Source organism: Vibrio sp. TRT 2004, assembly GCF_050113735.1.
Taxonomy (GTDB): Bacteria; Pseudomonadota; Gammaproteobacteria; order Enterobacterales; family Vibrionaceae; genus Vibrio.
Genome location: NZ_JBNJOH010000113.1, coordinates 1 through 1465, shown reverse-complemented (window position 1 = coordinate 1465; position 1465 = coordinate 1). Strand labels below are relative to the sequence as shown.

2 protein-coding genes are annotated in these 1465 nt (G+C 43.3%); both read left to right on the top strand.

Annotated features, from left to right (window positions below):
- Nucleotides 1-387, top strand: a 387-nt coding sequence (locus tag ACQEXR_RS20080) for a DUF4123 domain-containing protein (protein ID WP_427021029.1), incomplete at its 5' end; no start/stop codon positions are given.
- Nucleotides 384-1465, top strand: a 1082-nt coding sequence (locus ACQEXR_RS20075) for a LysM peptidoglycan-binding domain-containing protein (RefSeq protein WP_427021028.1), incomplete at its 3' end; no start/stop codon positions are given. The genes ACQEXR_RS20080 and ACQEXR_RS20075, both read left to right, overlap by 4 nt.

Sequence of the window (1465 nt, the reverse complement as noted above, 5' to 3'; positions counted from 1 at the left end):
AGTCCTATTTGTATCCGAGTAGCGCCTAAAAGCGCGATTTGGCAAAGATGGGAAACAGACTCTGAGTGGGCGACTAGCGGAGTCGTTTTCACTTTTTCACAACAAGTTACCGCAGATCAAGCGATGGCGTCTCTGCAAAAAAACATCACGGTGACGAGTGAAAACGGGCGGTTATACCTGCTGAGATTCTACTCCCCCTCCACCTTTGCCAAGATTGCTCAGTATGGAGAACAAAATGAGATTGATGGCATTTTAGGACTCGCTCACTCTGCACATTTATCCCCTTTAGTGTCGAACCGCTATTCATTAGACAGCGTGGAGAGTCAAAACAGCCACGCCTCAAATACTCTTATTACGACCAAACTCGTCAAGGAATTACTCGCATGAAAACACACGTGATACGACGAGGAGAAACCCTCTCTCAGCTTGCCAAATACTACAATACCGAAGTGGCAACATTGCACCAACTTAACGCTCATCAGATTAAAGATATCGACCTAATTTTCGATGGTAACAAGCTAATTCTGCCCGAAGAAATCGATAACACTTCAGGTGAACGTGCAGAAAAACAGACCTTTTCAAACAACCAGTTAATACTCACTCAATGCTCCACCCCAAAATATGTCGATGCTCTTTATGTCCCTGAGCACCCACACACAACAAAACAAATGCTAATACTCTTAACAGAAGAGGCAAAAAAATACGTCACCGAAGATAATGAGCGTTGCCAACAAGCATTAAATGGCGATAAACAAACGGTGCTCGCACAGTTGACCAAACTAGGTGTAATGGATCAATTCAATAGCATTACCCATGAAGTGTTCCTAAACCAGATTAGCGCCCAAAAAGCCGCGGCCTATCGTAAGGCACTGCTAGAGAGAGCCGCATTGCACAAAGCCTACAACCATAATGAGCTAACTTTCCCAGATGATGATAGAGAGATTAATCTCATCAACGTAACGGCCGATATTGATCGAATTGAGAAAGCGTATTCAATAAAGATTGAGAACATCGAAAGCCGAGTTGAAGGTGCCGTTGTAAGGATAGAGGGGAGTTCCTTAGGCGAAGTGATGCTCAAGAAAGATGCGATTGAAGGCGCCCAATCACTCAGGGTCAAACAATTACGTAAGTTACAGCAAGAACTGATCGAAGACCTGGATGAAGCGATCAATAAGTTTGAGCAACAAGCCATCGATCATGCAGCCAAAACGACCATTAACGATAAAGGCCATACATATAAGTTTTCAAAGCAGCATCGATTCTATAGCTCTAATGTCGACCTGCAAATTTACGACGCTTTGACAACCCTTCATAAAGAGAGAAAATCGATTGGATTGGATGACTCTCTTAATAGTAAAGATCTAAAAACCAACAGCAAAATTCCTTCACTGGAAGAGGCTTACAACGGCTATGACTACTGGGTCACACACGCTCATTCTGTTCTAACAAAACTCAATAGCCAGCG